The 7,024-nt window shown below is 74.5% G+C and carries 5 protein-coding genes; 1 reads left to right on the plus strand and 4 read right to left on the minus strand.

Going from position 1 to position 7,024, the window contains the following annotated elements; genetic code table 11:
* Positions 1-298 precede the first annotated feature (298 nt).
* Positions 299-1,417, plus strand: a complete 1,119-nt coding sequence (locus J0670_RS25420) for an XRE family transcriptional regulator (RefSeq protein ID WP_207813989.1) — start codon at positions 299-301, stop codon at positions 1,415-1,417.
* Here J0670_RS25420 and J0670_RS25425 read toward each other — a convergent pair.
* The 4 genes from J0670_RS25425 to J0670_RS25440 all read right to left on the minus strand — a co-directional run.
* Positions 1,405-2,553, minus strand: coding sequence for an RNA polymerase sigma factor (locus J0670_RS25425; protein WP_374223162.1), 1,149 nt, complete (start codon positions 2,551-2,553; stop codon positions 1,405-1,407). The genes J0670_RS25420 and J0670_RS25425 overlap by 13 nt on opposite strands.
* A gap of 144 nt (positions 2,554-2,697) precedes the next feature.
* On the minus strand, positions 2,698-4,602 hold the full coding sequence (gene dnaG, locus J0670_RS25430) for a DNA primase (RefSeq protein WP_207813990.1): 1,905 nt from the start codon (positions 4,600-4,602) through the stop codon (positions 2,698-2,700).
* A gap of 58 nt (positions 4,603-4,660) precedes the next feature.
* A complete protein-coding gene (locus tag J0670_RS25435) occupies positions 4,661-5,971 on the minus strand; it encodes a deoxyguanosinetriphosphate triphosphohydrolase (RefSeq protein WP_207813991.1) in 1,311 nt (436 codons plus the stop codon).
* 195 nt (positions 5,972-6,166) lie between these two features.
* The coding region (locus tag J0670_RS25440; protein ID WP_207813992.1) for an SGNH/GDSL hydrolase family protein at positions 6,167-7,024 on the minus strand (858 nt) is incomplete at its 5' end.

Raw genomic sequence — 7,024 nt, forward strand, 5'->3', positions numbered from 1 at the left:
GCCCCGACCGGTGGGGGTCCGGGACGCGGCATCGGGCCGAGGACGGCCGATCGGCCGGGCCCGAACGCAGCTGCCGGGCGGTGAACCGCACCGGCCAGAGAACTCTGCACGACGGACACACGACTGTTCGAGCGTCCCCGGGGGTTGTGAGACACTTCCGTCCGTCTCAACGCCCTGACCTGGGGTTTGAGACGCCGGGCCGATCAGGTTGGAGACGGCGAGACACCGAACGGCCAGGGCCGGGCACGCACCTCCGCCCCGTCCCCCGTGTCCCGTCTCGCGACCTTGGAGGGCCGCCTTGGCATCCGCCTGGAAGGAACTGCCCGCGGAGCTGTCCGAACCCGCCCGGCTCCTGGCGGAGGAGCTCCGGGCCATCAAGGACGCCGCCGGGCTCTCGCTGTCCGAGCTGGCCGCGCGGACGCACTACAGCCGGGCCTCCTGGGAGCGCTGGCTGAACGGCAAGCGGGTGGTCACCGAGCAGGCGCTGGAGGCGCTGGTCGGCGCGGTGGACTGCGACGCGGCGGAGCTGAGGCGGCTGTGGCTCGGGACGGTGGCGCCGGCCGAGGAGCCGGCAGAGCTGCCCGCCGAGCTGCCGGGCCGGGCACCGGCGGTGGCCGGGGAACCGGACCGGGAACCCTCCTGGCCCGCGCCGGCCGAGGACACCGGGTCGATCGTGCCGCCGGCCGAGGAGGCCACCGGGGAAGCCGCCGGGCCCACTGCCTGGTGGCGGCGCCCGGCCGCACTGGCCGGCGGGGCCGCGGCGGTGCTGGCGCTGCTGCTCCTGGCCGGCCTGCGGGTCGCCCGGCACGACGACGGACGGACCCCGGCCGCCGACGGGCCCGTCCCGGCGCCGGTCGCCACCGCGGTCGCGAAGCCCGTTCCGTCCGAGCCCACCTGCCAGGCGGTGGGCTGCGCGCACAAGGACCCCAAGACCACCGGCTGCGGCAAGGACGCCCGCACGCTCCAGACCCAGGTCATCGGCAAGGTGGTCGTCTACCTCCGGTACAGCGGGACCTGCCAGGCCGCCTGGGCGGCGATCACCGAGGGCGAGCCCAAGGACTACGCGGTGATCACCGACAGCACCGGGGACAGCGAGACGGCGCTGATCCACTGGGGCTACGACAACTACTCGCCGATGCTGAGCGCGGCGGACCCGGCGGTCGGCTTCCAGGTGTGCGGCTACCAGCCGGCCGGGCACGACTGCACCTCGACCGTCGAGGACCTGGCCACGGTGGTGGCCTCCACGCCGATCCCGATCGGGCCCGCCTCGCCGCCCCCGGGCGCCGGGGCCGGAGCGCCGACGCCCGGTACGACGGCAACCGGCACGACGGCAACCGGTACAACGACAGCCGGCACGACGGCCGGCGATCCGTCGGCTCCGAGCCCGTCGTCGTCGGACGTGCCTCAGTCGAGGTAGCCGCGCAGCTGGGCGGCGTGGGCGTGCTCGCGCAGCTTGACCAGCGTCTTGGACTCGATCTGCCGGATCCGCTCCCTCGTCACACCGAACACCGCGCCGATCTCCTCCAGCGTGCGCGGGCGCCCGTCGTCCAGCCCGTAGCGGAGCTGGACCACCTGGCGCTCCCGTTCGCCCAGGGTGGCCAGCACCGCGTCCAGGTGCTGGCGCAGCAGCAGGAAGGTCGCGGACTCGGCGGGCGAGGTGGCGTCGGCGTCCTCGATCAGGTCGCCGAGCGCGACGTCGTCCTCCTCGCCGACCGGGGTGTGCAGCGAGATCGGCTCCTGGGCCAGCCGGAGCAGCTCGCGCACCCGCTCCTCGGTCAGCTCCAGCGCGGCGGCGAGGTCGGCGGCGGTCGGCTCCAGGCCGCGCTCCTGGAGCAGCGCGCGCTGGGCCCGTATGACCCGGTTGATCAGCTCGACCACGTGCACCGGCACCCGGATCGTCCGGGCCTGGTCGGCCAGCGCCCGGCTCATCCCCTGCCGGATCCACCAGGTCGCGTAGGTGGAGAACTTGTAGCCGCGGGCGTAGTCGAACTTCTCCACCGCCCGGATCAGGCCCAGGTTGCCCTCCTGGACCAGGTCCAGCAGGGTCAGCCCGCGGCCCACGTAGCGCTTGGCGATGGACACCACCAGGCGCAGGTTGGCCTCGATCAGGCGGCGCTTGGCGATCCGGCCCCGGACGACCAGGGTGTCCAGCTCGCGGGCCAGCCGGTCGGGCGGGGGCGGATCGCCGTGCAGCCGCTCGTCGGCGAACAGGCCGGCCTCGATCCGGCGGGCCAGCTCGACCTCCTCGGCGGCGGTGAGCAGTCGGATCCGGCCGATTTCGCGCAGGTACTGGCGCAGCAGGTCGGCGGCCGGGCCGCCCGCCTCGGCGGGCCCGTCCCGGGTGTCGGCCCCGGGCTCGGGCCCGGTTTCCGGGTCGGGGCTGTCGGGGTGCCCCTGCGGCAGGCCCTGGGCTGGCACCCGCGCGCCGTCCGGTGGTGCGGCCACGGCCCGGCCGTGGTCCGTTTCCTGCTCCCCGGCCGGCTGTCCGGCGGGGCGTACTCGTACTCGTCCGGTGGCGGCGGTCGCTGCGGCGGGGCCTCGGTCCACGGGCATCCCCTCGGGGCGGGCGCGACTCTGGCGGACCCGCGCTGTACGGAGGTGGGACGCCCTCCAGTGTGCGCTACGCCACGCTCCGTGGCCGATACTCGTGCGCGGACTTTCTGCGCGACCGGCTGCGTCTGGAGCGACCGGCGGCGTCTAGAGTGCGGCCGCGCCCCGGCTGCGGAGCTGCTGCCCGTACTGCTGGAGCTGCCACAGCTCGGTCTGCACCGCGTGCTGCTGCTCGGCGTCGGCCCGGTGGCCCAGCCGCTGGAGGTAGCCGCGGACCTCGTCGATCCGCCGGTCCACGGCCAGCAGGCGCAGCTTGACCAGGAACTCCCCCGCGTAGACCGCGTCCGCCTTGCGGCGCGAGCGCACCGGTTCGACGGTCAGCTCGGTCACCAGCGAGCGCACCCGGTCGTCCGGGGCCGCCTCGCGCACCGCGCTGGTGAAGTCGGGCAGCATCGCCCCGTACGCGGCGCCGCCGGCCTTGGCGATGGCCTGCCGGACGGCGGTGTACGGCGGGGTCGGGAACTCGTCCTCGCCGTAGTGGTCGAAGGCCGGACTGACCAGGTCCGGGTGCTGGAGCGCCAGCTTGAGCAGCTCGCGCTCGACGAACTGCGCCGGGTCGCGCGGGTTGAGCCGGAAGGAGGGCTGGGCGGGGCGCTGCGGCTGGGCCGGCTCGGGGCGGCGCTGCTGGGCGCCGCGCGGGTTCTGCTGGCGCTCGCGGTCCCAGCGGGCCAGCTGGGAGACCCGGCGGACCACGAAGGGTTCGTCCAGGATGCCGAGCATGCCGGCCAGGCGGACGGCGTACTCGTGCTGGATCGAGCGGTCCTTGATCTTGGCGACGATCGGGGCCGCCTCCTCCAGCGCCGCCGAACGCCCCTCCGGGGTGTCCACCCGGTGCCGGGCCACCACCGAGTTCAGCGCGAACTCGAACAGCGGGACCGGGTTGTCGATCAGCTGCTTGACCGCCTCGTCGCCCTGGGCCAGGCGCAGCTCGCAGGGGTCCATGCCGCCCGGGCTGACCGCGATGGAGGTCTTGGCGGCGAACTTCTGGTCGTCCTCGAAGGCGCGCAGGGCGGCCTTCTGGCCGGCCGCGTCGCCGTCGAAGGTGAAGACGGTCTCGCCCCGGTACTGCGAGGTGTCCATCAGCAACCGGCGGATGATCTTGATGTGGTCCTCGGCGAAGGCGGTACCGCAGGTGGCGACCGCCGAGGTGACCCCGGCCAGGTGGCAGGCCATCACGTCGGTGTAGCCCTCGACCACCACCGCGCGGCCCGACTTGGCGATCTCCTTCTTCGCCAGGTCGATGCCGTACAGCACGTGGGACTTCTTGTAGATCGGCGTCTCGGGTGTGTTGAGGTACTTCGGACCGTTGTCGTCCTCGCGCAGGCGGCGGGCACCGAAGCCGACCACCTCGCCCGCGATGTCCCGGATCGGCCAGACCAGCCGGCCCCGGAAGCGGTCGATCAGGCCGCCGCGCTGACCCTGCGAGGCCAGGCCGCCGAGCAGGATCTCCTTGTCGGTGAAGCCCTTGCCGCGCAGGAAGCGCACCAGGTGCTCCCAGCCCGCGGGGGCGTAGCCGACGCCGAAGGTCCTGGCCGCCTCCTCGTCGAAGCCGCGCTCGGCCAGGAATCGGCGGCCGATCTCCGCCTCCGGCGAGGCCAGCTGCTCCTGGTAGTAGGCGGCGGCCACCTTGTGCGCCTCGACCAGGCGGGTCCGCTCGCCCTGCTGGTGGCGGGGGCTGTAGCCGCCCTCCTCGTAGCGCAGGGTGATGCCGGCCTGGGCGGCCATCCGCTCGACGGCCTCGGCGAAGGTGAAGTGCTCGATCTTCATCAGGAAGGCGATGGTGTCGCCGTTCTCCTGGCAGCCGAAGCAGTGGAAGACGCCCTTGGCGGGGTTGACGTAGAAGGAGGCGGACTTCTCGTCGTGGAAGGGACAGACGCCCTTGTACTCGCCGCCGCCACCGTTGGTCAGCTGTACGTAGTCGCCGACCACCGCGTCGATCGGCAGTGCGCTGCGCACCGCCTGTACGTCTTCGTCCCTGATCCGCCCGGCCACCCCGGAAGTCTACTGGGGTGGCCGGGGTTTCGAGCCGTGGCTCCCCTACGCCCGGGCCTCAGGCCCAGGCGGCGCCGACGAGTTTGGCGTGCAGGGCGAGGGCCGAGGCGTCGGTGAGGGTGGCGATCTGGTCGATGACCGTGCGCAGGGCGGCGCGGTCGTCCTCGGCCTCCCGGTACATCGCGGCGAAGACCGGGTCCAGGCCCTCGGGGGCGCGCTGGGTGAGGACGTACGCCAGCTCGGCGATCACGACCCGCTGGCGGGCCCGCAGCTGGGCCTGCTCGTCGCGCTGCATGACGTAGCGGACGGCGACCGCCTTGAGCACCGCGCACTCCAGCCGGACGCCCCTCGGCACCACCAGCTCGGCGGCGTAGCGGGTGAGCCGGCCCGGGCCGTAGCGGGCGCGGGTGGCCTGCTCGGCTGCCAGGCAGAAGCGGCCGATCAGCTGGCTGGTGAGGTCCTTGAGCCCGGCACGGGCGCGCGCCGTGCCGTCGTAGCCGCGCGGCCACCAGTCCTGGGCGAGCAGCCGGTCCAGGGCGGCGGCCAGCTCCTCCGGCTCGGCGTCCCGGGCGTAGCGCTCGGCGACCTTGAACAGCTCGGCGCGCTCGCTCGGGGCGCGCAGCGCGGCCGGGTCGATGTGGCCGGCCTGGAGGCCGTCCTCGACGTCGTGGGTGGAGTAGGCCACGTCGTCGGACCAGTCCATCACGGTGGCCTCGAAGCACTTGCGCCTGGGCGGGGAACCGGCCCGCAGCCAGCGGAAGACCGGCAGGTCGTCGGCGTAGACGCCGTACTTGGGCGAGGCCGGGTCGGTGGGGTGGGTGCCCTTGGTCCACGGGTACTTGGTGGCGGCGTCCAGGGCGGCGCGGGTCAGGTTGAGACCGACGCTGCGGCCGGGCCAGGGGGCGAGCCGGGCGGCGGGCCGGTCCTCCACCGGCACGAAGCGCTTGGGTTCGAGCCGGGTGAGGATGCGCAGCGACTGGGCGTTGCCCTCGAAGCCGCCGCAGGCCTCGGCGGCCTGGTCGAGGGCCTCCTCGCCGGTGTGGCCGAAGGGCGGGTGGCCGATGTCGTGGGCCAGGCAGCCGGTCTCCACGAGGTCCGGGTCGCAGCCCAGGGCGGCGCCCAACTCGCGCCCGACCTGGGCGCATTCGAGCGAGTGGGTGAGCCGGGTGCGCGGGAAGTCACTGCGCATCGGGGCGACCACCTGGGTGGTGCCGGCCAGCCTGCGCAGCGCCGCCGAGTGCAGCACCCGGGCGCGGTCGCGCTGGAACGCCGTGCGGCCGGGGCGCTTGTCCGGTTCGGGGACCCAGCGGGCCTCGGCGGCGTGGTCGTACGGGATCGGGGCGGCGAGGCGGTGCGTGGTGTCATCCATATGGACTTCACGGTACGCCGCGCCCCCGACACGCGGGGTGTGCCGCGCGCGAAGGGGTGCGGACCGGGGCGTGAACCGTGGGAGGCGCGCCGGTGTCGGCCCGCGCGAATCGTTCTTACCCGGACGGCCCAGTCCTTTCGGCACCCTCCCGGGCCCGTCCCGGCTCGTCCCGGCTCGGCTCCGGTCGGTACGGGCTCAGCCCCGGACGGCCTTCAGCACGGCGGCGGCCACCGCCTCCTGCCCCTTGGCGTTGGGGTGGACCGGCGCCAGCCCCCGGGCCGGGAAGGGCGGCTCGACCCAGCGGGCGTCCTCGCCCGCGCACATGTCGTGCCCGGCCGAGGGGCCGGCGATGTCCACGAACACCGCCCCGGCGGCCTCCGCGCGCTGCTTGAGCATCCCGTTGAGCTGGCGCTCCTTCTCGACGAGGAAGCCGAGGTCCGCCGGCGCGATGGTCGCCCCGAGCGTCGGCCGGCAGCTCTCCGGGTCGCCCGGGAGCAGCTCGGGGTAGCCGACCACGTAGACCCGGGCCTGCGGGGAGCGCCGCCGGATCTCCTGGAGCACCGTGCCGACCTGCCGCCCGGCCGCGTCCACCCGGGCCTGGAGCTGGTCGGTGCCGCCGGAGGAGTAGTGCGTCCGGCAGGGCGCGTCCGCCTGGCCGTCGCCGACCAGCCCCTTGACCGCGCCCACCAGGGTGTCCTTGGCGCACTCGGTGATGACCTGCATGAAGCCCGCGTCGTTGCCGCCGATCCCGAGGGTGACCAGCCGGGTGGCCTGGGTCAGCGCGTCCAGCTGGGCCGGGTTGGCACCGCCGTCGGTCTGCTGCGGGCCCGTCAGGTCCCCGGTGCGGGCGCCGCTGCAACTCACGTCCCGGAACTGCCCGGGCGCCAGGTCGAGCCCCTTGGCCACCAGCGCCGGGTAGTTGACGCCGGAGCGGGAGCAGCCGCGCGGCTCGCCGACCTGCGGGGCGATCTTGAGCCCGGCGGTGTACGAGTCGCCCAGCGCCACGTACGGGCCGGTGGGCGTCGGGGTGGGGGTCGGCGTCGGACCGGCACC

It is taken from the genome of Streptomyces sp. FH025 (genome assembly GCF_017427025.1).
In the GTDB taxonomy this organism is placed as follows: Bacteria; Actinomycetota; Actinomycetes; order Streptomycetales; family Streptomycetaceae; genus Kitasatospora.

Bases quoted from the DNA above. Each gene is read 5' to 3' on its own strand.
- J0670_RS25425 (WP_374223162.1), bottom strand. From the start codon at position 2,553: ATGCCCGTGGACCGAGGCCCCGCCGCAGCGACCGCCGCCACCGGACGA.
- J0670_RS25435 (WP_207813991.1), bottom strand. From the start codon at position 5,971: ATGGATGACACCACGCACCGCCTCGCCGCCCCGATCCCGTACGACCAC.